The 24,498-nt window shown below is 71.9% G+C and carries 17 protein-coding genes; 5 read left to right on the top strand and 12 right to left on the bottom strand.

Going from position 1 to position 24,498, the window contains the following annotated elements:
* Window positions 1–211: 211 nt before the first annotated feature.
* From fxlM to AB0395_RS25205, 7 genes are all read right to left on the bottom strand, one after another.
* Entirely contained in the window at window positions 212–1,387 is a 1,176-nt protein-coding gene (gene fxlM, locus AB0395_RS25175) for a methyltransferase, FxLD system (protein WP_366284457.1), read from the bottom strand.
* 27 nt (window positions 1,388–1,414) lie between these two features.
* The gene (locus AB0395_RS25180) at window positions 1,415–2,416 is read right to left on the bottom strand and encodes an NAD-dependent epimerase/dehydratase family protein (protein WP_366284460.1); all 1,002 of its coding nucleotides are present in this window, start codon (window positions 2,414–2,416) and stop codon (window positions 1,415–1,417) included.
* Window positions 2,417–2,484: 68 nt separating this feature from the next.
* Entirely contained in the window at window positions 2,485–4,773 is a 2,289-nt protein-coding gene (locus tag AB0395_RS25185) for a SulP family inorganic anion transporter (RefSeq protein WP_366284462.1), read from the bottom strand.
* A 72-nt stretch (window positions 4,774–4,845) separates the two neighbouring features.
* Complete coding sequence (locus AB0395_RS25190) at window positions 4,846–6,408, bottom strand: hypothetical protein (protein ID WP_366284463.1); 1,563 nt, start codon at window positions 6,406–6,408, stop codon at window positions 4,846–4,848.
* A 183-nt stretch (window positions 6,409–6,591) separates the two neighbouring features.
* Window positions 6,592–7,158, bottom strand: coding sequence for a YbhB/YbcL family Raf kinase inhibitor-like protein (locus tag AB0395_RS25195; protein ID WP_366284466.1), 567 nt, complete (start codon window positions 7,156–7,158; stop codon window positions 6,592–6,594).
* Window positions 7,159–7,653: 495 nt separating this feature from the next.
* Window positions 7,654–7,845: a hypothetical protein gene (locus AB0395_RS25200; protein ID WP_366284469.1), complete on the bottom strand. Its 192-nt coding sequence runs from the start codon at window positions 7,843–7,845 to the stop codon at window positions 7,654–7,656.
* A 25-nt stretch (window positions 7,846–7,870) separates the two neighbouring features.
* The gene (locus AB0395_RS25205; RefSeq protein WP_366284472.1) at window positions 7,871–11,026 is read right to left on the bottom strand and encodes a DEAD/DEAH box helicase; all 3,156 of its coding nucleotides are present in this window, start codon (window positions 11,024–11,026) and stop codon (window positions 7,871–7,873) included.
* Between the two features lie 218 nt (window positions 11,027–11,244).
* Between AB0395_RS25205 and AB0395_RS25210 the strand changes: the two genes are divergently transcribed.
* Together AB0395_RS25210 and AB0395_RS25215 are read left to right on the top strand one after the other, a co-directional pair.
* Window positions 11,245–11,844, top strand: coding sequence for a PH domain-containing protein (locus AB0395_RS25210; protein WP_366284474.1), 600 nt, complete (start codon window positions 11,245–11,247; stop codon window positions 11,842–11,844).
* Between the two features lie 128 nt (window positions 11,845–11,972).
* Window positions 11,973–13,667, top strand: coding sequence for a PH domain-containing protein (locus AB0395_RS25215; RefSeq protein ID WP_366284476.1), 1,695 nt, complete (start codon window positions 11,973–11,975; stop codon window positions 13,665–13,667).
* 251 nt (window positions 13,668–13,918) lie between these two features.
* On the opposite strand, the gene sepH is transcribed toward AB0395_RS25215, so the two are convergent.
* The 3 genes from sepH to AB0395_RS25230 all read right to left on the bottom strand — a co-directional run bounded on the left by sepH (window position 13,919) and on the right by AB0395_RS25230 (window position 18,840).
* Window positions 13,919–15,601 (bottom strand): septation protein SepH, encoded by a 1,683-nt coding sequence (gene sepH, locus AB0395_RS25220; RefSeq protein WP_366284478.1) that lies wholly within the window; start codon window positions 15,599–15,601, stop codon window positions 13,919–13,921.
* 660 nt (window positions 15,602–16,261) lie between these two features.
* Complete coding sequence (locus AB0395_RS25225; RefSeq protein ID WP_366284480.1) at window positions 16,262–17,587, bottom strand: D-arabinono-1,4-lactone oxidase; 1,326 nt, start codon at window positions 17,585–17,587, stop codon at window positions 16,262–16,264.
* Window positions 17,588–17,682: 95 nt separating this feature from the next.
* Window positions 17,683–18,840, bottom strand: coding sequence for an MFS transporter (locus AB0395_RS25230; protein ID WP_366284482.1), 1,158 nt, complete (start codon window positions 18,838–18,840; stop codon window positions 17,683–17,685).
* 186 nt (window positions 18,841–19,026) lie between these two features.
* Here AB0395_RS25230 and AB0395_RS25235 point away from each other — a divergent pair, with 186 nt between their 5' ends.
* Window positions 19,027–20,298: a lytic transglycosylase domain-containing protein gene (locus AB0395_RS25235; protein WP_366284577.1), complete on the top strand. Its 1,272-nt coding sequence runs from the start codon at window positions 19,027–19,029 to the stop codon at window positions 20,296–20,298.
* Here the strand turns inward: AB0395_RS25235 and AB0395_RS25240 are convergent.
* On the bottom strand, window positions 20,289–21,251 hold the full coding sequence (locus AB0395_RS25240) for a ferrochelatase (protein WP_366284485.1): 963 nt from the start codon (window positions 21,249–21,251) through the stop codon (window positions 20,289–20,291). The genes AB0395_RS25235 and AB0395_RS25240 overlap by 10 nt on opposite strands.
* A 115-nt stretch (window positions 21,252–21,366) precedes the next feature.
* Between AB0395_RS25240 and AB0395_RS25245 the strand changes: the two genes are divergently transcribed.
* Window positions 21,367–23,343, top strand: coding sequence for a prolyl oligopeptidase family serine peptidase (locus AB0395_RS25245; protein ID WP_366284488.1), 1,977 nt, complete (start codon window positions 21,367–21,369; stop codon window positions 23,341–23,343).
* Window positions 23,344–23,428: 85 nt separating this feature from the next.
* The gene (locus AB0395_RS25250; RefSeq protein ID WP_366284490.1) at window positions 23,429–24,223 is read left to right on the top strand and encodes an inositol monophosphatase family protein; all 795 of its coding nucleotides are present in this window, start codon (window positions 23,429–23,431) and stop codon (window positions 24,221–24,223) included.
* 76 nt (window positions 24,224–24,299) lie between these two features.
* Here AB0395_RS25250 and AB0395_RS25255 read toward each other — a convergent pair whose 3' ends face one another.
* A complete protein-coding gene (locus AB0395_RS25255; RefSeq protein ID WP_366284493.1) occupies window positions 24,300–24,464 on the bottom strand; it encodes a hypothetical protein in 165 nt (54 codons plus the stop codon).
* Between the last annotated feature and the right edge of the window lie 34 nt (window positions 24,465–24,498).

Below are 24,498 nucleotides of genomic sequence, written 5' to 3' on the forward strand. Positions count from 1 at the left end.
GCGCGCCGAGCGGCCGTCGTCGCGTCAGGAGCGGCCGTGTTCTCCCACGTCATGGGGCGCACGGAGCGCGGTGCCCGGTGTTTCCTCGCGGGCCCGCGAACGCCTCGGAACCCGGTTAGGAACCCGGTTCGGAACCCGGTTCGGAATTCGGCCGTGCCGGCTCACATCTTGCCGAAGCCCACCGACAAAACGTCCGGGCGCGGGAGAGGGCTCAGCCGAGGTTCCATGACAGGACGAGGCTGGTGTGCCGTTTGCGGATGACCAGGCCGTCGCGGGGCGGGGCCCCGAGATGGGCATCGATGCGCAGGCCGGTCGTCATCGGCTGTCCGGCTCCGTACCATGCCTGGACATGGGCGGAGAGGTCGTCGGCGAGCCTGTTCCTTTCCGGCCCGTAGCCCCGTGCGACCAGGGTGCCGTCCGATCCCCACTCCAGCAGGCAGAGGCTGTCACCCTCGACGATTCCGATGGACGTTTTGAACCCCTCGAGATCGAGCGGACCCGCCGCCAGCCATCCTGGCCGGGTCTCCGACATCGTGCACCAGCGGGGCTCGTGCACGGCCAGCCACAGGTTCAGCCCGTCGAGGAGCTGCCCCCGGCCCGCGCCCACCCCGGTCGGCAGTTCGGTCACGGGGCCGTCGAGTGCCGTCAGGATGTCGCCGATCTCCTCCGCCTCCGGCAGCGAGATCGTCAGGTCGGTGTCCCAGTCCAGGACCAGGATCGTCTCAGGGCCGGCAAAGGGGCCCCGCATCCGCATGAACCCGCAGGGCACGGCCGACCGGCTCGTCCAGTGCCCGCCCGCCCGTTCGAACGCCACCGAGCGCTGCACCCCGCGCAGGTCCAGCGGCGCGACGAGGCGCCCGCCGGGCCCGAGCTGGTCCAGCCAGGCGGGGGCGAGATCCCACACGCCGACGGTGGCGATCACCCGGTCGTAGGGCGCCTCAGGGGCGAACCCCTCGACGCCGTCGCCGTACACCACCTCGACCTCGGGATATCCCGCCCGGGCCAGGTGCTCCCGAGCCCGTCGCACCAGGTCCGCGTCGATGTCGACGCTGACGACCCGCCCTCGCGGCCCCACCAGGTGCGCGAGCACCGCGGCGTTGTATCCCGTTCCCGCGCCGATCTCCAGCACCCGCTGGCCCGGCTCGACCCCGAGCTGGTCGAGCATGATGGCCATCATCGCGGGCTGTGAGGAGGAACTGATCGGCCTGCCGTGCGCGTCGCGCTTGGTCACGATGGCGTCGTCCTGGTACACGACCTCGACGGGGAGCTCGGGAAGGAACACGTGCCTGGGCACCGTGAGCAACGCCTCGGCGACGGCGTCGCTGATCCCGCGCTCGCACACCTCCGTCACCATGTCCTCCCGCAGCGCGCGCCATCCAGCAGCCATCGCCGACCTCCAAGCCGTTTACCGCTTCTATGCCCTTGTCCACTCCGCCAGGATCCTGGCCTCCTTCTCCTGATCGATGCCGTGCCTGCCGAAGGAACGCTCCGCCACGGGGACGTCGCGGAGCCAGGCCCAGGTGTCGCGGACGGTCTCGGCGACGGGACGGCAGCGCAGCCCCGCCGCATGGGCCTTCGCGGACGAGGCCAGCCAGACGCCGGCGAAGTCGGGACTCTCCGGCGCCCACAGCGGCAGCTCGGTCCAGGGCTGGACCTCCCGGTCGAGCAGGAAGTGATCCTTCACCCAGTCGAACTCTGCGTCCGAACCCGTCACTGTCCGGCACTCAGCCAGCCAGTCGCCGTAGGTGGTGTTACCCAGCACCCCGCCGGTGAAGAAGCGGTCGTTCACCCCCGCCTCCGCCTGGGAGAGGGTGAAGGCGGCAATGTCACGCGCATCGATGACCTGCATCGCCACCTCGGGACTGCCGGGGGCGAGGATCCGGCCGCCCGCGGCGACGCGGGTGAGCCACCAGGGCAGGCGGCCGACGTTCTCGTGCGGCCCGAGGATGAGCCCCGGCTCGATGATCAGGGCGTTGCCGTCGAAGCCCTGCTCGACCGCGCGCTCGCACCCCGCCTTGAGCGTGCCGTAGTCCCCATCCTCTGGACCGGCGTCGGGGGCGCACTCGAACCGGGGCGAGCCCTCGTCGGCGCCTGTCTCGGCGGGCCAGGCCGAGCAGGCCGAGATGCTGGAGACGAACGCGTAGGTGGCTGCCTTCCCGTTCAGCGCGCGCACCGACTCGCCGACCACCCGGGGGACGAACCCGCAGACGTCGACGACGGCGTCCCACTCCCGCCCCTCGGCCAGGCGCGCCAGATCCTCCGCGACCTCGCGGTCGCCCCTCACCGCTTCGACACCGGGCAGGTCCACGCCGCTCTTGCCCCGGTTGAACGTTGTGACCTCGTGCCCGCGCCGCAGCGCCTCCTCGACGATCGCCCGGCCGAGGAAGACCGAACCGCCGATGATCAGAGTTCTCATAGTGCCCAATGTTCGCTCAGTGCCGCGGTGAGATCACGGGCTTTCACCCCTGGCGCAAGCCGTACGGCTCAGAGTGGGCCCGAGAGGACCGGCGGCTGTTCGAGGATGTGGACTCTGGCCGTGGCGATGTCGAAGTAGAGGCCGACCAGCTCCAGATGCCCCTGCCTGACCAGCCGGTCCACCTCAGGATGGGTGCGCAGGTTCTCCAACTGCTGGAGCACGTTGATGCGGCACAGGCGGTCCAGCGGTCCGTCGTCCGTGCCGTCGCTCTCCGAGGAGACGAAACGCGCCAGGCTGTGGTTGCCGTGGTGCAGCCAGCGGCCGAGCGCGGGCAGCCCCGCGGCCTTCTCGCCCCCGCTGAGCAGCGCGGCCATCGCCCCGCAGCCCGAGTGGCCGCAGACCGTGACGGTCTTGACGCCGAGAGCGCCGGTGGCGTACTCGATCGCGGCGCCCACCGAGTCGTCCTGCGGCGCGCTGTCCCAGCGGGGGACCAGATTGCCGATGTTGCGGACGGTGAACAGGTCCCCGGGGCCGCTCGCGGTGATCAGATTCGGCACGATCCGGGAGTCGGCGCAGGTGATGAACAGGTGGGCCGGCTCTTGCTTGCGGGCCATCGCGTGCAGGAACGGCCGGACCAGCGGCGCTGTGCGGCGGTGGAACTCCCGTGCCCCGGCGAGCAGGTCGGGTGCGGGCGCCGGGAGGCCGCCCTCTCCTCGCGGGTGTCGGTCCGGCGCGGCGGGGACGGCCTCGTCAGAGGCGTGCCGGGCCCGCGGGTCCGCCTCCGCCCGCCAATCCCGCCGCCGGTGGGCCCAGGGCAGCCACCAGCGATCCGGCGCCCGCAGCGGGGACTTGACGGGAAAAACCCTGGCACCGCTGGCGGCCATGGCATACCACTCGTCGTGGATCTCGTCGATGTCCACGCTGCCGCCCCCGCGCTCGTGCTCCTGGCGCCAGGCGTGGATGGCCTCGAAGGCCGCGTTGTCCATGAAGTCGATGTTCAGGCCCAGCTCGACCGCCGCTCCCACGGGGATGGCGTGCAGCTCCGAGGTGATCCTGGGCACGCCGAGGAAGGTCAGCGAGCCGCCGATGAGCACGTGCCAGCGACCGTCCGGCTCCGGCCTGGCCCGTACGGTCACCGTGGTGAGGCGGCGCAGCGCCGACAACGCGGCGAGGCCGAGGCCGAGCAGGACGCCCTCGGGGAGGCCGAGCAGCACGACTCCCGACATGGTGGCGAAGTAGACCGGGATCTCACCGTGGCCACGCAGGTTGCGCAGATGCCCCATGTTGACCATCTGGACGCCGATGAAGATCAGCAGGGCCGCCAGTGCCTCCACCGGGATCAGTGTGATCGTCCATCCCAGGCAGACGGCGAACACCAGGATCCACAGGCCGTGCAGGACCGTCGACCAGCGGCTGCGGGCCCCGGCGCGCAGGTTGGCCGTGCTGCGCACGATGACCCCCGCGACGGGCAGGCCGCCCAGCGCACCGCTCACGATGTTGGCCACGCCCTGGGCGGTGAGCTCCCTGTCCAGGTCAGAGCGCCTGCCGCCGCGCTTCTTGTCGACGGCGACCGCGCAGAGCATCGACTCGACCCCCGCCAGCAGCGCGACGAGCAGCACCGCGCCGATGATCCCGTGCCAGTCGCCCCTCGGCCACACCGGCGTGGCCCACTCGCTTAGGCTCGCCGACAGGTCGATGCGGGTGACGTCCCAGCCGAATAGCAGGGCGGTCACCGAGGCGGCGGCCAGGGCGGCCAGCGGCGCGGGCACGACCCTGAGGCGTCGCGGCAGGCGGGTCCAGCCGAGCAGGACGCCGATGGTGAGCAGGCCGACGAAGACCGCGTGGCTGTGGTTGTTCGCGATCTGACCCGGCAGCTCGATCAGGTTCTCGACGGCGGAGCGCTGCGGCCTGCCGCCGAGGACCACGTGCAGCTGGGCGAGGGCGATGGCTGCGCCGACTCCGGCGAGCATGCCGTGCACCACGGCGGGGGAGACCGCCAGCGCCGCGCGGGCGACCTTGAACGTCCCCAGCAGCAGCTGCAGGCCGCCCGCCAGCAGGGTGATCATGCAGGTGGCCCGCCAGCCGTACGTGACGACCAGCTCGGCGACCACCAGCGACAGCCCTGCTGCGGGTCCGCTCACCTGGACGGTTGAGCCGCCCAGGAGACCCGCGACCACCCCGCCGGTCACGCCGGCGACCAGTCCCGCCACCGGTGGTGCCCCCGAGGCGACCGCGATGCCCAGCGAGAGGGGCACCGCCACCAGGAAGACCACCAGGGAGGCGGGCAGGTCGTACCGTACTACGGAGGCGAGGGTGCTCTTCGTGATCGCCTTGTAGCTCTTCGTGTCCGTCCCCATGAGGCAGACACTATGCGGTGGGCACCTCGTCGTTAAGCGATCAGCGTGGCCTTTTGCGGACGCCGGGAGGAATCAGCGGTAGTAGTCGGGGTAGTCCGGGTCCTGTGCCCGGTGGCGACTGCCGCGGGAGCCTCCATGCCCTTGCCCGTCGGGGGTCGTGGCGACCTCGGGGCCGGTCCCGTAGAGGTCACCGTAGCTCGGCCAGGCGGCGCCGGCCGTGCCGTCGGCGCCGCCGGAGACGGGCTCGGGCCACGCAGAGGGGGTGGCGGTGGGGGCCGGCTCGTAGCCGTAGCCCCCGGCGGGCCTGCCCGCGGTCCGTGCCTGGTCGTCGTAGGGGGTGACCGTCCTTGAGGGGCCGGTCGGGGTGGAGATCGCCGGGGTCGGCCCGGTGAGCGCGTCGTCGTCGATGGTGGCCCAGCCGGAGCTCACCTCGTACGAGGCGGCGGGTGGGGCGTTGTACACCGGGTTCTGGTACGAGGAGTACGACGGCGCGGGGTCGTCGAGTATGTCGGCGGTGTTCGCCGCGGGCCAGCCCCCTGAGGTGGGGGACGTGGCCCGTGCCCACGGGTTGTCCGAGATGGGCTTGGACGGCTCGGGCACGCTGCCTGCGCCGTACGACCCAGGCAGCGGGCTCGCGGCCTGGGCGGCGGCGCCCGGGGTCGCGGGGAAGCCACCGCTGGTGGTCGGGCCCATCGGGGGCATCGGGGGAAGCGGTCCTGTGCCGGGGCTCTGGGCAGTGGTTCCGCCGGTCCCGCCGGTCGTGCCGCGTCCGGGCGTCCCGGCGGAGGGCGCCTGACCCCGGCCGGGCGCGGGAGCGGCGCCGCGCGGATAGGAGCCGCCCAGCGGGTCGTTCAGCGGGTCGGGCCGCGTGGGAGCCGCGTTGCCGGAGGCCGCGGCGCTGTTGCCCGCGGCGGCGCCGCGTCCGCTGCCCCTGCGGGAGCGCGGGGTGCGGCCTTCTCCGAAGGCGCCGGGCGTCGGGGCCGCGAAGGTGACCGTCTTCTGCTCCGCGAGCGCGGCGGCGGTGGGAGCCGGGTTCGGCTGAACCGGCTCGACCAGATCGGCGAGGCCGGAGGGAAGTGAGGCGGAGGCGACCGCGGGGGCGGGCGGCGGCACCGGAGCCTGCGCGGGCCTGGGCGGCTGCTGCCTGTTCGGCAGGGGCGCCTGCACGGTCACCGCGTCGGCGTCGGCCACGGGGGACCTGGGGGACCTGGGGGGCACGGGAGGCTTGCCCTGGCCCTCGGGCATGGGACGGCTCGCGCCCATCCTGGCCGCCAAGGACCCTCCGAAACCGCCCTCGTCGGCCTGGAGCCTTGTCCAGTAGTCGTCGTCGTAGTCGTCGGCCTGGCCGAACTCGTTCACGCCGCGTTTGCCGCGCGAGCTCGCGGGGCGTGGCTGGCGGGGCGGCTTCGGCTCGTCGAACGGTGTCAGGTCGGGACTGAAGTGGTTCATCTTCGGTTCCCGCGTCGCGAAATCGTCGATGGACACGGAGGCCGTCTGAGCCTCCTTCTCCGCCATCTCGCGCAGGCGCTCCGCAGGCAGAGCGCTCTCCCTGCGGTTCATCGACCGCATTCCCAGTGCCACGACGACGAGCACGAGGAGCACGACGGCGACCAGGCTGACTACGACCGCGATCATTGCACCACCCTCAAGGCCATGGCCTTCCAGCGGCGCCGGTGAGGTCGCGCGGCCATCGACGCGACCTGCCCCCTTGCATCACCTGCGCACGGACATTGGATCTGATTGTGTCGGACCACTATGAGCGTTGTCACACCCTAAGTGAAGAATTGGTAACCATTACTACCTCCGGTGTTTGACCTGTCACTCGATGTGCGCCGTGGTGAGTCGTCCCCAGGCGATCGTCTTGCCCGCGATGCTCTTCAGGGTCTTCTCAAGGGCGGCACCCTTGACGAGATCGATCCTGGCGTTGAGCGCGTAGACGGTGAAACGATAGTTCTCCTGGGCACGGCAGGGAGGGGTGTATGCCACCTTGCCGCCGGTCACGCTTCCCTCCACGGCCCCAACGGGGACGCTGTTCTCGGCCACCTCATTGGTGCGCGGGTCGATGTCGAACACGACCCAGTTCACCTCTGCACCGGTGCGTGAGTTGTTGTCGACCACGATCGCGACCGACTTGGTACCGTTCGGGACCCCCGACCACCGCAACGGCGGATTGCCCGCCGACCCCTTGCACGAGTAGTCGGACGGCAGAGCCGCGCCGTCCCGCAGCTGGGGGCTCGAGACGCTGATCGGCTCCAGCTGCAGCCGGTCGGCGGACGCGGAGCCGCCTGCCAACCCGCAGCCCGAGGAAACGACGACGAGCGCCGCGGCCAGTGCCGTCGATACGGCCTGCCGCGGGCGGCGCGTAGACGTGTTCGGCTGCCCCATGCCCGATGATGCTACGCGGATCTGGAAGATGCGCAGACCGGATCGCGAGGTTCCATGGCGCGGAAATATTCGGGAATCGGACACAATCCGGGGATGAGAAGGGCGATCTTGGACACGGAGATCGGACTTTTCCTCACCCGTTTCCAGAGGGTTCACCCTCGCGACGCGGCAGGCAAGATCAATGCGCGGCCGCACGCACCCGCTCCGACCTGCCGCTACGTGCCGTCCCCCGGGTCCGGCCACTCGCCGGGCGCGATCCGGCTCCGGGAGGCCGGGGTCCCCCGCCGGTCCGCGGACCCCGCGGAACCCCGATCCGAGATCGGAGCCGATGTGTGACCGAACAGCGACGAGGATCACTCGGGACACCGTGACGGACATCCTGGCGGACAGCGTGACGGACAGCGCGGGGACGTCACCGGAGGATCACCGGGACGTAACCGGGACACCGCCGGGGAGACCGTGGGGGACACGTGGGGGACACGTGGGGCGGGGAGGCTACTCTCCGCCGCCCAGATCGCGGTACGGCCTCCTGAGCAGGTCGACCAGCGGTATGTGCCGGACCTTGACCGGCGGCGGCTCCAGCATCCGCAGCAGCAGGTCGGGAGGGGCGGCGTCCCGGCGCGGCCGGAGCCGGTTCAGCGAGACGCCGGGGGAGTAGAAGTCGGCCGTCCGCTCCTCGAACGGCACGTCCTCCGTCGTGTCAGCTTCCGTGTCAGCTCACCGCCCCGGGGCCGAGCCGGAACAACTCGCGGAGTTGCTCCGTCGACAGGTCCGCGATCCACTCCTCGCCGGTGCCGACCACGCTCTCCGCGAGTGACTTCTTCTTTTCGATCATCTCGTCGATCCGCTCCTCCAGTGTGTCCATGCAGATGAACTTCCTGACCTGGACGTTTTTCGTCTGGCCGATCCGGAAGGCCCGGTCGGTCGCCTGGTTCTCGACCGCGGGGTTCCACCAGCGGTCGACGTGTATCACGTGGCCTGCCGCGGTCAGGTTGAGACCGGTCCCCCCGGCCTTCAGCGACAGCAGGAACAGCATTGGCTCCTCGTCGCGCTGGAACCGGTCGACCAGCTCCTCGCGCCTGTTCTTCGACAGGCCGCCGTGCAGCCACAGCACGGGCCGGTCCAGGCAGGCAGCCAGGTAGGGCTGGAGAAGGGAGCCGAACTCGGCGTACTGGGTGAACACCAGGGCCTTCTCCCCCTCCGTGATGATCTCCCCGGCCAGTTCCTCGAGCCTGGCCAGCTTCCCCGAGCGCCCCGCCAGCCGCGAGCCGTCCTTGAGCAGGTGGGCGGGGTGGTTGCAGATCTGCTTCAGGCGGGTCATGGTGGCCATCACGTTGCCGCGCCGCTGGACGCCCTCTGAGCCGTCGATCCTGTGCAGCATGTCGTTGACCACGGCCTCGTACAGCTCCGCCTGCTCCGGGGTCAGTGTGCACCAGACCTTCATCTCCAGCTTCTCGGGAAGGTCGGAGATGATGGACCTGTCGGTCTTGAGCCGCCGCAGCACGAACGGTCCCGTCGCGCGCCTCAGCGCCCTCGTCGCGTCCTCGTCGCGCCGGGCCTCGATCGGCTCCTGGTAGCGCTTCCTGAACCGCACGGCGGGGCCGAGCAGCCCGGGATTGCAGAACTCCATGATGGACCAGAGCTCGGAGAGGCGGTTCTCCACGGGGGTGCCGGTCAGCGCGAGCCTGGTCCTGGCCGGGATGGACCGCACCGCCCTGGACTGCCGCGCGGCACTGTTCTTGATCGCCTGGGCCTCGTCGCAGACCACCCGGCCCCACTCGATCGCCGCCAGCGCTCCCAGGTCGCGTAGCGCGGTGCCGTACGTGGTGACGACCAGGTCCGCCTCCCGCACGGCCTCGGCCAGCTCCTCGTCCCGTTTGCGCCCGCCGCCGTGGTGGACATGGACCCGTAGCGAGGGGGCGAACCTGGTCGCCTCCCGCTGCCAGTTGCCGACCAGCGACATCGGGCAGATCAGCAACGTCGGTCCGGGCGTGCCGCCCTCGCGCTCGGACAGCAGGAGGGAGAGCGTGGAGACGGTCTTGCCCAGCCCCATGTCGTCGGCGAGGATGCCGCCCAGGCCGAGCCCGGACAGGAAGCTCAGCCAGGACAGGCCCCGCTCCTGGTAGGGGCGGAGCGTGCCGTTGAGGGCCGGGGGCACGCTGACCGGGGTGAGGCGGCGCTCCGCCTCACCGGACAGCAGGTCGCCCAGGAGGCCGTCGGCGTCGACCGAGACCAGGGGCAGCTCCTCGTCGCCGCCGCGCACGACCTCGCGGACCACCTCGTCCACGGTCGCCTCGCCGCCGCCGCGCCGCTCGACGACGGCCAGCGCGGCCTTGAGCTGGTGCTCGTCCAGCTCGATCCACCGCCCCCCGACCTGGACCAGGGGGATCCTGCGCTCGGCCAGCGCCGCCAGCTCCGCCGGGGTGATCGTGTGGTCGCCGACGGCCACGTCCAGCCGGAAGGCGACCCGTCCGCCCAGGCCGTGCTCCTCCTGGCCGGTGATCGCACGCGCGGTCAGCTTCAGGCCCAGCCCCTGGCGTCCCGTCCACGAGGGCAGCCGCACGTCGTATCCGGCAGCTCTGAGCGCGGGCGCGCCGTTGCGTAGGAAGGAGAACGCCCAGGCGGTCTCGACGGCCAGGCTCGACGGCTGGGGGTCGCCCAGGGCGCTGTGCAGGCCGGGGTGGAGCCGTACGGCCCGCGCCAGCTCGGTGCGCAGGAGCTCCAGTGGCCTCTCGGGCAGCCAGGGGGCCCGTTGCCCGGCCCGGATCCGCTCCGCGGACAGATAGTCGGTGACCGGCTCCTGGCCGCCCTCATGCGCCTGTGCGGCGGCGGGGTGGTCGGGAGCGGGGGCGAGGCCGAACTCCACCCGCCAGGGGCCGCCGTCCCCCACGGGCTCGATCAGCCGGAAACACGCCCTGACCGGTCCATCCAGCTCGTGGGCCGCGGCGGACCAGGCGTCCAGGGCGTCGCGGAGCGCCGCCGCCTCCGCGGGTCTGGCGGCGGGAAGCGAGGCGTCCTGCGCGGTCAGCGCGAACAGCCAGCGGTCCGGCAGGGGCGTCCTGAGCCCGGGCCGGTTCCCCAGGATGAGTCGCTCGGGCAGCGACAGCCGTACCGCACTGTCGACCAGGCCGTTCAGCGACTCCTTGAGCACCTCGGCGGCCGGCCGTTCCTCCGGCGCCGCCCTGCAGACCGGCGGCATCGCGGCCGCGACGTCCCGGAGCGCGGCCAGGTCGGCGCCGGTGAGCACGGGACGCCATCGGGCCGCGGGCTCGCCGTCCTCAACGACGAGCCGGGGCAGGATCCGGCCGCGGCGCACCAGGCTCAGCGCGTGCTCCGCGACCACGGCGAAATAACGCAGGGACAGGCCGGGCCCCCATCCGGTCGCGTCCCGATCCTCGGGGTCTGCGGGATCTTCCAGGCCGAGGTCCGCCGGGCCCGTCGTGCCCACGTCCTGATCCGCGAGGGAGCCGAGCAGGGACAGGGCGTCCGCGGGGGCGAGCAGCAGCGCGGGAACCAGCCAGGTGGAGATCCTCGGGCTCCGTACCGTGGCCGTCAGGCCGGACTCGGGCGAGGGCAGCGGCCCCCTGGCCGAGCCGGGCAGCCGGACGGTCAGCTCGCGCTGCCGCGCTCCGGCGGCCGGGGCCGCGAATCCCCCGGGGGCCTGGCCCGCTGACGAACCGGGCGGCAGGCCCGCGCCCGTGGCAGCCCCGCGGAGGGCACGGGTCAGCGAGGCCGCGGAGGCCGCGAACGGGTGAGGACGGATCGCCGCCCTTGAGATGGGCCCCTCGTTGAGAAACCCCGCGCCCGAGGCGTCCTCCGCCCAGACGGCCAGCCGCCCGTCCACCCATGCGCCATGGATCACCAGCACGCGACCACTCCCGTTCCCGTCTTCCCGCCACACATTCCCGCTGAGACGTCCTCGCGGTCCCCCACCGCCGGGGCGCCGTGGGCCCCGCCGTCCGGACGCGCCCGCCCGGACAGGTTAGATCGGCCGATTCTCCGCCGGGTCCGGCGCGGACGACGCGAGGTGGCACATCGCGGGCATGACGGTCAGCCCCCGGGGACAAGACCCTTTAGGCTGACAAGGTGAGCGACCAAGCCGACGAGCACGCAGACGGCGCGGGAGCGGCCGTGGCCGCGGCCCGTGCGGGCGGGCGGGCGCCCGGGGACGGTCGCGTTCCGTTACGCGCCCCGGCTAACCCGGTCTCCCGCAAAGCCATAGCGCTATGGCTACTGGAACAGCTGTTCTGGTGCGTCGTCCTGATCGGAGGCTCGTTCTTCCTCGCGCAGTGGATCGACGGCGATCGCTGGTCCTGGCTGCCGGACTGGGTGCTCGACCACATCTGGTGGCTGCCCGCGCTGACGGTGGTCGTCTTTCTTCCCGCCGCGATCGTCGAGCCGTTCTGGCGTTACGCCGTGCACCGCTGGGAGTTCAGCGGGGACGTGGTCTACGCGCGTTCCGGATGGATCAGCAGGGAGTGGGCTTTCGTCCCGGTGAGCCGGATCCAGACAGTCGACAAGGCGCAGGGCTGGTTCGAACGGCTCCTGGGTCTGGCCACGGTCGAGATCCGCACCGCGTCCCACGCCGGGTCGTCCACGATCAAGGGCCTCGACTACGAGGTCGCCGCAACCCTGGCCGAGGAGCTCGCCCAGCGGGCCGAGGAGCTGAGGGACGACGCGACGTGATCGGGCCGGCCGAGCCCTCACGTCCCTCGGGGGGACCGGGAGATTCCGCCGGGCAGGCGCCCGGTGAGGGTCTCCCGTGGCTGGATCGGCACGACGGGGGGTACGGCCTCCCGCAGGACGTGCCGCCTGTGCCCGATGGCCGGGATCCCGGCCCGTGGCCGGGCGGGCAGGTCGTTCCCGGCGGCCAGGAGCCCGGCCCGCCCGCGAGCCCGCCCCTGCGGCTCAGCCCCAAGGTCCTGCTGACCGACCCGATCCGGATGCTTCCCTCGCTCTTCCTGCCGCTGGCCGGTGTGCTGTTCCTGGGAGGCTTTTCACCCAGCTCGTTCGCGTGGGCGGCCTTCGGCGTCATCGGTTCGGTCGTCTACACCACGGTGCGCTGGGCCACCTTCACCTACCAGATCGTGGGTGACAGGCTCGAGCTCACCCGGGCGCTGGTCAGCAGGTCGGTGCGGACGATCCCGCTGGAGCGGATCCGCGGCGTCGACGTCAGCAACCCGCCGCTGCACCGTCTGCTCGGCATCGCCGTCCTCAGGATCGACACCGGCGCGGGCGGCGACGACAAGCAGGAGGGCGAGCTCGACGGGGTAACCGTCGCGGAGGCGGAACGCCTCAAGGCGGTGCTGCTCTGGCACGCTCGCGCCAGGATGGCGCGGCGTGCCCGGGAGCAGGGGGGCGTGCCGGTGGCCGGGGCGGACGGCGCCGAGGACGCCGAGGGTGCTGAGGGCGCGCTCACCGGTGATGCTGCGAGGCCCGGCGCGGTCCCGGCGGCGCACCGGAGCGCGGGCTCCCCGGTCACCCGCCACGAGGTCGGCGAGATGACCCCGGAGCGGGTGTTCTTCGTGGTGCCCCGCGGATGGCTCGCCTACGGCCCGCTGTCCGGCGCCTACCTGCTGACCCCGTTCGCGCTGGTCGCCGGTGCCGTGGGCCTGGCGTTCCAGTGGGGCAACGAGCTCAGGATCGACAGCCGGGTCGTGGTCGGCGCGGGGGAATGGCTCTGGGAACATCCCGCGTTCCTGGTCGCCGCCCTGGTGCTGCTGGTGCTCGCGATGCCGGTCGTCGGCGCGGTCATGTACGCCGTGTTCAACTGGAATTTCACCCTGCGCGCCAAGGAGGGCTACCTCGTCGCCGAGCGCGGCCTGATCACCCGCAGGAGCGTGTCGCTGGAGCGGCGCAGGGTGCGCGGGTTCGAGCTTGTCGAGGGCGTCGCCGAGCGCTGGGCCGGGGTCGCGAGGGCGTGGGCGATCGTGACCGGGCTCGGAGACTCGCAGACCCGGGGCCAGCTGTTGCCCGTGGTGCCGCACGCGACCGTGCTGGACGTGGTGGGCGAGGCGATCGGCCCGATCACCTCGGGTCTGCGGGCGCACCCGCCCGCGGCGCGCAGGCGCAGGTTGTTCAGGGCGGTCTTCCCGTGGCTGGTGGTCGCGGGCTGCGCGGTGGCTGCGGCCGTGGTGTGGTCGCCGCTCTGGTGGGCACTGGCGGGGCCCGCCCTGGTCCTCGCGGCGCTGGGGATCCCGCTCGGCCTCGACCGCTACCGGTCCCTCGGCCACGCCTACGACGGCTCCCGCCTCTCGGTCAGGTCGGGCTCCCTGCGCCGCTCCCAGGCCGTGGTCGAGGAGCGGGCCGTGGTCGGCTGGAAGCTGACCCAGACGTTGTTCCAGCGTCAGGCACGCCTGCTGACCGTGACCGCGGGTGTCGGCGCGGGCACCGGGGGCTACGCCGCGCTCGACGTCGGTGAGGCCGAGGGCGTGGCCTTCGCCGCCGAGGTCACACCTGCCTGGCTCACGCCGTTCCTCCTCACCGAGGCCGCCGACCCGGCGGAGTGATCCCTCACAGGCCGTGTCTCCATGGTGTCTCCGTGGTGTCTCCGTGGTGTCTCCATGGCGCTCGGCGGTGCGCGCGCGGTCGATGCGCGGTCACACGATTGTGGCCATATGGCGACACGTGACGTGCCCTGTCCGAGGAGGCCGTGCCCACGGCGGGACGGCTGGCCCCACCACCCGGCCCACACGGCTCGTACGGCGAAGGCGGGGGCGGCCGGTGAGGATCCCGGCAGCCCCCGCCTCGGGTGATGCGGTCAGTCCTGGCGCCTGGCGCCGAACATGATCTCGTCCCAGGTCGGCACGGAGGCGCGCCGCCCCCTGGCCTTCTTCGCCGGCCGCGCCGGGGCCGGCTTCTGCGGCTCGGCGGGCTTTTCCTGCACGGGCTTTTCGACCGGCTTCGCGGCCTGCTGCTCGGGCGGCGCGGTCGCCGCCGCCTCCTGCGCGGCCGCCTCCGCCTGAGCCCGCTCGTCCAGACTGAGGCGCGCGGCGGGCACCGCGACCGGGGGCTCCTGGGCGGGGGTGGCGTCGGCGGCGGGTGGTTCGGCCTCGACCGTCTCCTGGGCCCGCTGCTCGCGCTCCGGCTCGGGACCGGCACTGACCGGCCCCGGCACGACCTCCGCGGGGGCGGTCTCGATGGCGGAGAGGGGCTCCAGGAGCTTGGGAACCCGTGTGGCGGCCGGCGCGGGTTCGGCCTTCACCTCTGTGGTCGCTGCTGTGGCCGCCCGCTCCGCGACCGCTTCCTCACCCGGCCCGGCGACTGGCCCGGCGACTGGCCCGGCGACTGGCTCTGCCGCGCGTGCCACGATCGTGTCCAGCGGTCCCGCGATCCCGGCGGGCCGCAGGGGCTCGGAGGGTCGCAGGGGCTCGGCGGTCTCCGCCGGAGTGAGGGGCCCCGCGGCCACGAAGGGGGCGACCGGCTCGGGAACCTCGGCCTGCTCCCGTGCGGCGACCGGCCTGGGGGTCACCCGCCCAGGCCCATCCTCCTGCTCGGGCCGTACCCGGATGGCGGGCTCGGGCGCCCTGGCCGCTTCCGGGGTTCTGATCGGCTGCTCGTAGGAGACGGCGGAGTCGGGCGCGCGCAGCGGCGGCACCGTCGGCCTCGGCGGGTCGTACCCGGGAGGCAGCGGTGGCATCGGCGGCTGCGTGTAGGCGGCGGGAGGGTCAGGCCGTTCCTGAGCCGCGAGCGGCTCGGGCTGCGGGTAGGCGGCCCTGGTCGGGGCCGGCGGCTGCTCCTGACGCAGGACGGAGGGGAAGGAGACAGGGGGCTGGTTGAGCGGCTCCGGTGCCAGCGGAGGCACGGGCGCGAGCTTGGCGACCCGGGGCACGAACGGGGTGACCGTGGTGTCCTCGACCGGCTCGGCGTAGTCGCCCGCCGACAGGCGCATGGCCTCGTCGTCGTGCGGGGTGATGTGGCGCCGCCGCGGATCGAAGATCCACTCGGCCCTACGGGTGTGACCGTTCCAAACGAAACCGAGCTTGATCCGCCACAGGTTGTCGTCCCGCTTTGCTGAGTCCCAGTCGATCTCGTCGGGGTGCACGCCGCGACGGGTCAGCCGCTCGGCGACCAGGTCGCCGAGGGTGGGACCGGGAGCGGAGTCGCCCGGCAGTCGCACGGCGCAGCGCTGCGCCTGCTGAGCCATGTACTCACGTTCCTGGAGCACGGGGCCCTCGAACCATCGCACGCGCTCGACCGGGATGCCCGCCGTGGCGGCGATCTCCTCGGCGGTCTCGCCGGCACGGATCCGGGCCTGGATCTCCTTGGGGCGCAACGGACTCTCCACTTCGATCTCGTACTGGCCGAGACGGGAGAAGTTGCCGCGGACGGCAGCACGGAGCCGGTCGTCGACGGGCAGCGTGAACCGGGTGCCCCGGCCGGCCGTCGCCAGCACGAGGTAGGTCCCGTCCTCACTCACCGCGACGAGTCGGAGCTCCTGCATGCGAGTCCCTTCGTCGTCGTGCTCAATCTTCCCCCGGACCCATGAGTCTCTCGCGTGTGCCGGTTGCCTGCCAGCACCGTACCCGGCATGTCCGAACATCGCCTTCCTGGATGGGGCTCGCAGCGATGTGACGCCGGTCACATTTGCTCCATTCATCTACTTAACGGGCACCGTTGTGGAGCAGTACATTCGGAGTCCTCGACGGATTCTCCCCAATAACCGAGGGTGCCGTCGCGAACTTGGAGCAAGAGCCCGGGGGTGGCGACGGGGCCCGCCCGCCCGTCTCGGGGCGGGAGGCCGCCGTGGCGGTCTTGGGCGGTGGGCCTGGACGGCGGGAGAAGGTCATCTCCGGCGGACTCCCTCGGGGTCGAGCGGCGCGGGCGTCTGCGAATCTGCCCCCCACGCCCGCCGTGGTAACGGTGGGACACGCCGATGCGGCATTCCTCGAAGGAGGCTTTACGCACGCCTTTACCGGAACCTTGTGACAAGAGGCCGATTCGGGGAACGGGCGGCGAGCGCGGATTAGGCCGTCGGCGTCCCCAGCGTCCCCGGCGTCCCCGGCGTCCCGTGGATCGCGGGATGTGCCGCGCCGCGAAGGTCACCGCGGGCCCCTTGGGTACGGCGGGCCGGGCCGTACCCAAGGGGGCCGGCGCGGAGGTGTCAACCCAGCACGGTGTCCAGGTAGTCGTTGGCGAACACGCGCTCCGGATCGAGCCTGTCCCGCAGCCTCAGGAAGTCCGCGAAGCGCGGGTAGACCGTGGCCAGGTACGCGGCGTCGCGGGTGTGGAGCTTGCCCCAGTGCGGGCGGCCGCCGAACCTGGTCATGATCTCCTCGACACCCTCGAAGTAGGCCGGGTTCGGGGTCGGCCGGTAGACGTGGCAGGCGACGTAGGCCGAGTCGCGGCCGTACGCGGTCGACAGCCACGCGTCGCTGGGCGGGGTGACCCGCACCTCGATCGGGAAGGTGATCTTCCAGCCCTGTCGTTCGATCAGGTCGCGGGTCTCGTGCAGAGCCTGAGCGAGGTGCTCGCGCGGGATGGCGTACTCCATCTCGAGGAAACGCACGTCCCGCACGCTTGAGAAGACCTTGTAGGAGGTGTCGGTGCGCTCAGAGGCGGACAACGCCGCCGCCGAGATCGCGTTGATGCGCGGGATGGCCCCGGGGAACCGGACGCCGATCCCGCAGAGCGCGCCGAACACGGTGTTCTCCAGGAACGTGTTGTCCAGCCAGTTCCTGAACGGGCTGTGCGGGCTGGCCGGGCCCGCGCTCCGGTTGTTGCGCTTGGTCAGGCAGGTGTCGGTGTGCGGCAGCCAGAAGAAGTCCAGGTGCTCGTTGTTCGAGGTGAGCGCGTCGAGCGAGCCGAGGATGTCGGTCAGCCTCATCGGCTGCCTGACGCTGTGCAGCAGAAACGACGGCTCGATCCTGAAGGTCAGCGCGGTCACCACGCCGAGCGCGCCCAGGCCGACCCTGGCCGCGTCGAACAGGTCCCGCTCGCTCACTCCGTCGCGGATCCTTCCCTCGCCACCTGCGGAGACCGTGACGACCTCGCCGTCCGCGAGCACCAGCTCCAGCGCGAGTATCTGGTCGGCGAGGCCGCCGGTCCGCCTTCCCGTGCCGTGGGTGCCGGTCTGCACGGCCCCCGCCAGGGTCTGGACGGTGATGTCGCCCATGTTGGCCAGGGCGAGGCCCATCCGGCCGAGCTCCTCGTTGAGCGCGTTGAGCGGGGTTCCCGCGGCCGCCCGCACCCAGCCGTCGCCGACCTCCAGGACGCCGGTCAGCGCGTCCGGCCGTAGGAGCAGGCCGCCGGTCAGCGCGATCCCGGTGAAGGAGTGTCCGGTCCCGACCATGCGCACCCGCCGTCCCGTCGCGACGGCGTCTCGCACGGCCAGTGCGACCTCCTCGGTGGAGGAGGGGGCGCGGACCTCGGCCGGGGTGACGGACTGGTTGCCCGCCCAGTTGCGGAAGGTGAGGGAGGCCTCGCTCATGATCGCTCCTAGACCGGGGGGGTGTCGCGGAGCGCGCATGGTTCACACCGTGTGTGCCGGTTCACATCCGCTTCGTCCGCGAATGTGAACAATACTCATGATTGCTGCTGTGGAACAGGGGTGCGCAGCCACGCCGAGCCGCCGACGCCGACGGTCACGGCCACCAGCGCGAAACCGAGGGGAAGTAGGTAGGCGTTGGAGGCGCCGAACGTGTCGGTGAGCCGCCCGGCCGTCCACGAGCCGAGCGCCACGCCGAAGCCGATCGCGGTGGACAGCCACGACATTCCCTCGGTGAGCAGGCGGGCGGGGACCAACTGCTCGATCAGCGTGTAGCTTGTAATGATCGTCGGAGAGATGGCCAGCCCGGCGAGGAACATGAACGGGACCATGACTCCGAGGTCGTCGATCAGGGTGAACGGGGACACCCCCAGGACGAACACCCCCAGGGCGCGGACGAACCGGCTGCGGAGCGAGGCCTTCCACTGCCGCGCGCCGTACCAGAGCCCGGAGATCAGGCTCCCGCACGCGATCACCGACAGCAGCAGCCCGGAGGTGGCCGTGGAGCCCTGCTCCTCGGCGAAGGCCACCGTGATCAGGTCGAACGAGCCGAAGACCGACCCCATCGCCAGGAAGACGCACGACAGCAGCGCCACGCCGGGGATGGTGATCGGACTGCCCGAGCGGCCACCGTCCTGCGTGACCGGGGGCTCGGTGCCGCGCTGCATGGCGAAGGCGATGGTGCCGATCACCGTGGAGACCAGGGCGACGATCAGCCCGGCGTACGGGCTGACCATGGTGGCCAGCGCGGTCACCAGCGCGGGTCCGGCGACGAAGATGACCTCGTCCGCGATCGACTCGAACGAGAACGCCACGTGCAGGTCGGCCGATCCCCCCAGCAGATACGACCAGCGGGCCCGCACGAGTGAGCCGAGCGAGACCGCGCTGCCCCCGACCAGGACGCCGGTGGCGAACAGGGTCCACACCGGTGCCCCGAGTTCTCCGCAGAGCATCAGGCTCGTCAGTGCGGCGCCGTGCGTCAGGACGAGGGGGACGGCTACCCTTGCCTGGCCGAACCTGTCAACCAGTCGCCCGGTCAGGGGACCCGCGACGGCGAAGGCGACGTTGACGGTGGCCGCGACCGCGCCCGCCATGGCGTAGGAGTCGGTGAGCGCCTCGATGAGCAACACGATGCCGATACCCAGCATCGACATCGGCATCCGTCCGAAGAAGCCCGCGATGACGAACCCCTTCACGCCGGGCCTGCTGAACAATCTCCGGTACGGCCCGACCACAAATGCCCCTTTCACGCGTTCCAGGCGTCGATCGTACCGACCGTTTCTGACCAAACCATTGCGCGGTACCCCATTTTCCCCGCAATGGCACGTATTACGGATGCTTGGGCTAACGTGAGGGCAGTGTCGCATCATCCCAGGTTGGGAGTGTTGGTCGCGGTACTCACCGTGATCGCCCTCGCGGCCGTCGGCGGCGCGGTGCTGCTCGTCCTGCGCCCCACCGGCTCCTCGACGGCCGCCGCCGACTCGGCGGGCTCGGCGGCCTCCCCGGCCTCCTCCGGTCAGGAAACCGTCATCCGCGACCTGGCGAGACTCGCCCCGCGGGCCGACCTCCGGCAGGCGAGTCCCTCGCCGGTCAGCCCGGCCCCGGTGGCCCCGGTGGCCGCGGCCACCGGCGGGCCGGGAGTCACCCTCACCCCGCCCCGGCTGTTCGTGATCTCCCAGTCGACGCTGCCCGAGCGGACCAAGGAGGACATCTCCCGGCTCAAGCACGTCCAGAAGGTCGACTCCTTCGACGGGGGAGCGGTGAAGGTGTCCGGCACGGGGCTCAACCTGCTCGCGGTCGACCCGGCCCGCTTCCGCGCCTGGGCGCCCAAGGCCGTCGCCGAGCAGCCGCGGGTCTGGGACGCGCTGGCCAGGGGGGAACTCGTCGCGGACAGCTCGGCGATGCGCCGTTTTGGACTGGCCCTCGGTGCCCGCTACCAGGTCGACGCGGGCCCGGTGTTGCGGGTCGCGGCGTCCGCCTCCTTCGGTCTGCCCGGCGTCGACGGCCTGGTCGGCGCCGAGACGGGGCGGCGGCTCGGCCTGCTGCCGGGGGTCGCGCTGCTGGTGCACGGCCCGGAGAACGCGGCGCAGGCCCTGAACGCCGGGGTGCGCAAGCTGCTCGGCTCAGGTGCCCAGGTGCTCACCGTCGGCGCGGGCCGTACGGCTCGGGTCTCGGCCGACGGCGCAGGGAAGGGCACGGGGACGACCGGAGGGAAGGAAGCCGTGACGGCAACGGAGAGCAAGTCGCGCCCCGCGACCCGCGCGACGGTCGGCCGTCCCGGCAGCTATCTGGAGCTCTACCGTAAGTCGGCCGTCGTCTGCCCCGGACTCTCCTGGACGGTGCTGGCCGCGATCGGCCAGGTGGAGAGCTCGCACGGACGCAACAACGGCCCGTCCTCCGCGGGGGCCCAGGGCCCGATGCAGTTCATGCCCGCCACCTGGAAGGTCTACGGCGTCGACGGCGACGGCGACGGCGTCTCCGACATCTGGAGCCCCTACGACGCCGTTCCCGGCGCGGCCAACTACCTGTGCGCGAACGGCGCGGGACAGGGCGGCAAGAAGCTGGAGAAGGCCGTGTGGTTCTACAACCACTCCTGGGCCTACGTCAGCAAGGTCCTGTCCATCGCGCAGGCCTACGCCCGCACCTACCCGTGACGCCGGGGCGGGGCGGGACAGCAGGTGGCCGCGCACGGGAGCGGCTCCGGCTCGGCGAGCAACTCGCCGATCATCGCGACGAACCGGGGATGCGTGCCCGGGGTCGCCGCCCTGGCCAGTGGGAGGCCGATCTCTGCGGCCAGGCCCGCGGCCTCGACGTCGAGGTCGTAGACGACCTCCATATGGTCGGAGACGAAACCGATCGGCACCAGGACGACCGCGGGGGCGTCGATCTCCCGCAGGTGGTCGCAGACGTCCGGCTCGAGCCACGGCACGTGCGGGGGGCCGCTGCGGCTCTGCCACACCAGGTCCCACTCGCGCCCGCCGCCCAGCCCCGCGGTGACCGCGGCGGCGGCCTGCCGCAGCTGCGCCTCGTAACCCCCGCCGTGCGGCCCGGCCGTGCTCGCCATCGAGATCGGGATGCTGTGCGCGGTGAAGACCAGGCGCGCGGCGTCCCTGTGCTCGGCGGGCAGTCGCTCCAGGGCCTCGCGGGTGTGGTCGACCATGGCCGCGACGAAGCCGGGATGGTCGGAGTAGTGCCTGAGCTTGACGACCTCGGGAGCGCCCTCGACCGCCACCCTGGCCAGCGCGATGTCGTCGATGTACTGCCTGCAGGCCGAGTAGGAGCTGTAGGCGGAGGTGACGAAGGCGGCGGCCCTGCGCACACCGTCCTCGGCCATCCGGCGCAGCGTGTCCTCGAGGTAGGGGTGCCAGTTGCGGTTGCCCCAGTAGACCGGCAGGTCGATGGTCGGCTCAACGGCGGCGATCAGGTCGCGGCACTGTTGGTTGATCGGGCTGTGCCCGCCGAAGCGGTGATAGTGCGCCTCGACCTCGAGAAGCCGTTCACGGGGGATGCCCCTGCCCCGCACCACGTTCTCCAGAAACGGCATCACGTCGTCCGGCTTCTCCGGTCCCCCGAACGAGACGACGAGCAGCGCGTCGTAAGTCCCCATGGCATTCATCAAACCGCATGCCGGGAGGTCCTTTCACACCGTAGCCCCGGGTGGTACGGAAAGTGGTCTCCTCTCAGAGCGTGATCGGAGAAGAAGGGCAGGGTAAGTTCCAGGCGTGACCCCATTTAGCGACATCCGCGATTATGTCGGCGTACCGCGGGTGACATCCCTGCGGCTCTCTCCCGACGGAACCCGCCTGGTGAGCGTGGTCCAGGCCCTCAACCCTGATGGCAAGTCCTACGGCACGTCCCTGTGGGAGATCCCCCTGGACGGGCGTAAGCCGTACCGGCTGACCAGATCTGTAAAAGGTGAGGCAGGAGCGGAATTCACGGCTGACGGCGACCTGATTTTCGGGTCCCGGCGTCCCGATCCGACGGTCAAGGAGGCGAACGAGGAGGTTCCCGCGCTCTGGCTGCTGCCCGCCGCGGGCGGCGAGGCGAGGCAGATCGCCGCGCGGCCCGGCGGTGTGGCGGGATTCGCTGCCGGCGGGCCGAGCGTGGTCTTCGGCTCGGACGTGCTGCCCGGCGACGAGGCGACCGAGGCGGAGCGGCGCAAGGCACGCAAGGACAATGGGGTCAGCGCGATCCTGCACGAGGACTCCCTGGTACGCCACTGGGACCATGACCTCGGCCCCGGTGAGGTGAGGCTGTTCGCCGGAACCCTCGGGGACGACCGGCTGACCGGGATCAGGGACCTCACCCCGCAGCCGGGCAAGGGGCTGGCCTTCTCCTCGTGGGACGTCACGCCGGACGGCGCGACCGTCGTCACGGACTGGACGGTTCACCTGCCGGGCGGTGAGTTCGGCTCGCGGCTCGTGGCCATCGAAACGGCGGACGGCGGGGCCCAGCGGATCCTGGCAGAGGAGGACGGCCACGACTTCGAGGGGCCGGTCGTCTCCCCCGACGGGAGGCTGGTCGCCTGCGTCCGCACCGGCCACGCCACCGCCGACCGGATCCCGGAGAGCGTCCTGTGGATCGTCGACCTGGCCACCGGCGAGGGGCACCCCGCGGGTGACGGGCTCTGGCCGGTCGATTTCGTCTGGGCCCCCGACTCTCGGTCGTTGCGCGTGGCCGCCGACCACCGGGGGCGCCGCCCGATCTTCCAGGTGCCCGCCGACGGCTCCGAGCCGGTACGGCTCACCTCGGACGACGGCGCCTACCTGTCGCTCCAGGCCGCGCCGGACGGCTCCGTATACGCGCTGCGCGGTGCTCTTGACCATCCTCCCGCTCCGGTCCGCGTCACCGCGGAGGGCACGGTCGAAGAGCTGGTTTCCCCGGCCCCCGAGCTCGAGCTTCCCGGGACCCTGACCGAGGTCACCGCGACCGCCGACGACGGCGAGACGGTGAGGGCCTGGCTGGTGCTGCCCGAGGGTGCCTCGGCGCAGAGCCCGGCGCCGCTCCTGCTGTGGATACACGGCGGCCCGCTGTCGAGCTGGAACGACTGGTCGTGGCGGTGGAATCCGTGGATCATGGCCCAGAACGGCTACGCCGTGCTGCTGCCCGACCCGTGCCTGTCCACCGGCTACGGGCCCGGGATGATCCGGCGGGGCTGGCGGAACTGGGGGCCGCGCACCCTCGCCGACCTGACGGCGGTCACCGACAAGGCACTCGAACTGCCCGAGCTCGACGCCTCGAGGACCGCCGCCATGGGCGGCTCCTTCGGCGGCTACATGGCCAACTGGATCGCCGGGCACACCGACCGGTTCAAGGCGATCGTCACCCACGCCTCACTCTGGCACCTGGACCAGTTCGCGGGCACGACCGACGCGGCCATGTACTGGCAGCGGGAGTTCGGGCCCGTGGGCAGCGAGCTGTACCGCACGCTCTCGCCGCACCTGTCGCTGGAGCGCGTCTCCACACCCATGCTGGTCATCCACGGCGACAAGGACTACCGGGTGCCGATCGGCGAGGCCCTGCGCCTGTGGTGGGACCTGCGGCGCTCGGAGGTGGAGTCGAAGTTCCTGTACTTCCCCGACGAGAACCACTGGATCCTCAAACCGGGCAACGCCGTCGCCTGGTATGAGACGGTGCTCGCCTTCCTGGACCAGCACGTCCTCGGCAGGGAGTGGAAGCGGCCGGAGTCGCTGTCGTGACGCGGGGCGGGCCGTTCGCCGGCGAGTCGTGCCAGGTGGAGGCCGTCGCGCCCCTCACCTGGCGGGTGGGAGGGGGTGACCTCCGGTGGAGAGCGTCCTGACTTTCGCCCGGCTGGCCGAGGAGATCTCCAGGGAGGCGGGGGGGATGCTCCTGGTGAAACGGCCCGCCAGACCCGAGGTGCTGGCGACCAAGTCCAGCCCCACGGACGTGGTGACCGCGCTCGACCGGGCCTCAGAGGAGCTGATCCGCGCCAGGATCAGGGCGGTCAGGCCCGACGACGCGATCCTCGGCGAGGAGGGCGGCTCGACCGGCGCCGGCAGGGTCCGCTGGATCGTCGATCCGATCGACGGGACCGTCAACTTCCTGTACGGCCTGCCCGAATGGGCCGTCAGCATCGCGGTCGAGGTCGACGGCGAGGTCGTCGCCGGGGCGGTCAACGTCGCCCCAAGGGGCGAGGTCTTCACCGCGGCCAAGGGGCACGGTGCCTGGCTGGCCGGGGAGCGGCTGCGCTGCAACACCGGCGTGCCGCTCGACCGTGCCCTGATCGCCACCGGCTTCGGCTACGAGGCCGGGCGGCGCAGGGTCCAGGCGGAGGTGCTCGCCCGAGTGCTGCCGCGCGTGCGCGACATCCGCAGGGGCGGTTCCGCGGCCTCCGACCTGTGCTCGCTGGCCGCGGGGCGGGTCGACGGCTACTACGAGCGCGGCCCGCAGTACTGGGACTACGCGGCGGGTGGCCTGGTCGCCACCGAGGCTGGGGCCAGAATCGGCGGCCTGCGGGGCAGGCCGTACAACCCGGACCTCACGATCTGCGCGGCGCCCGGGTTGTTCGAGGAACTGCACGACCTGCTGGCGCCGCTGGATCCGGAACGCGACGCCTGACGCCGCACCCGTACGGCGCGGTGAGGCACCCGAGCCTGACACGAGGAAGCCCCCCGCGGCCGGGGGGCTTCCTCACTCAGCGCTGGATGGGAACGCCGTTGTCCGTTGCCAGACGGTGGAGATCCTCGATCTCGGCGGTGAAGGTGTCGGCGAGGTAGTCGTCGCCAGAGGACCTGGCTTCCTGCAGGTTCTTGTAGGCCTGGTCGAGGCGGTGTTCGATCGTGGTGGTGAACTCGCCCATCTCACCTTCTTTCTCACGGGGGCTGAAAGATCGG

It is taken from the genome of Streptosporangium sp. NPDC051023, from assembly GCF_040689595.1.
GTDB lineage: Bacteria > Actinomycetota > Actinomycetes > Streptosporangiales > Streptosporangiaceae > Streptosporangium.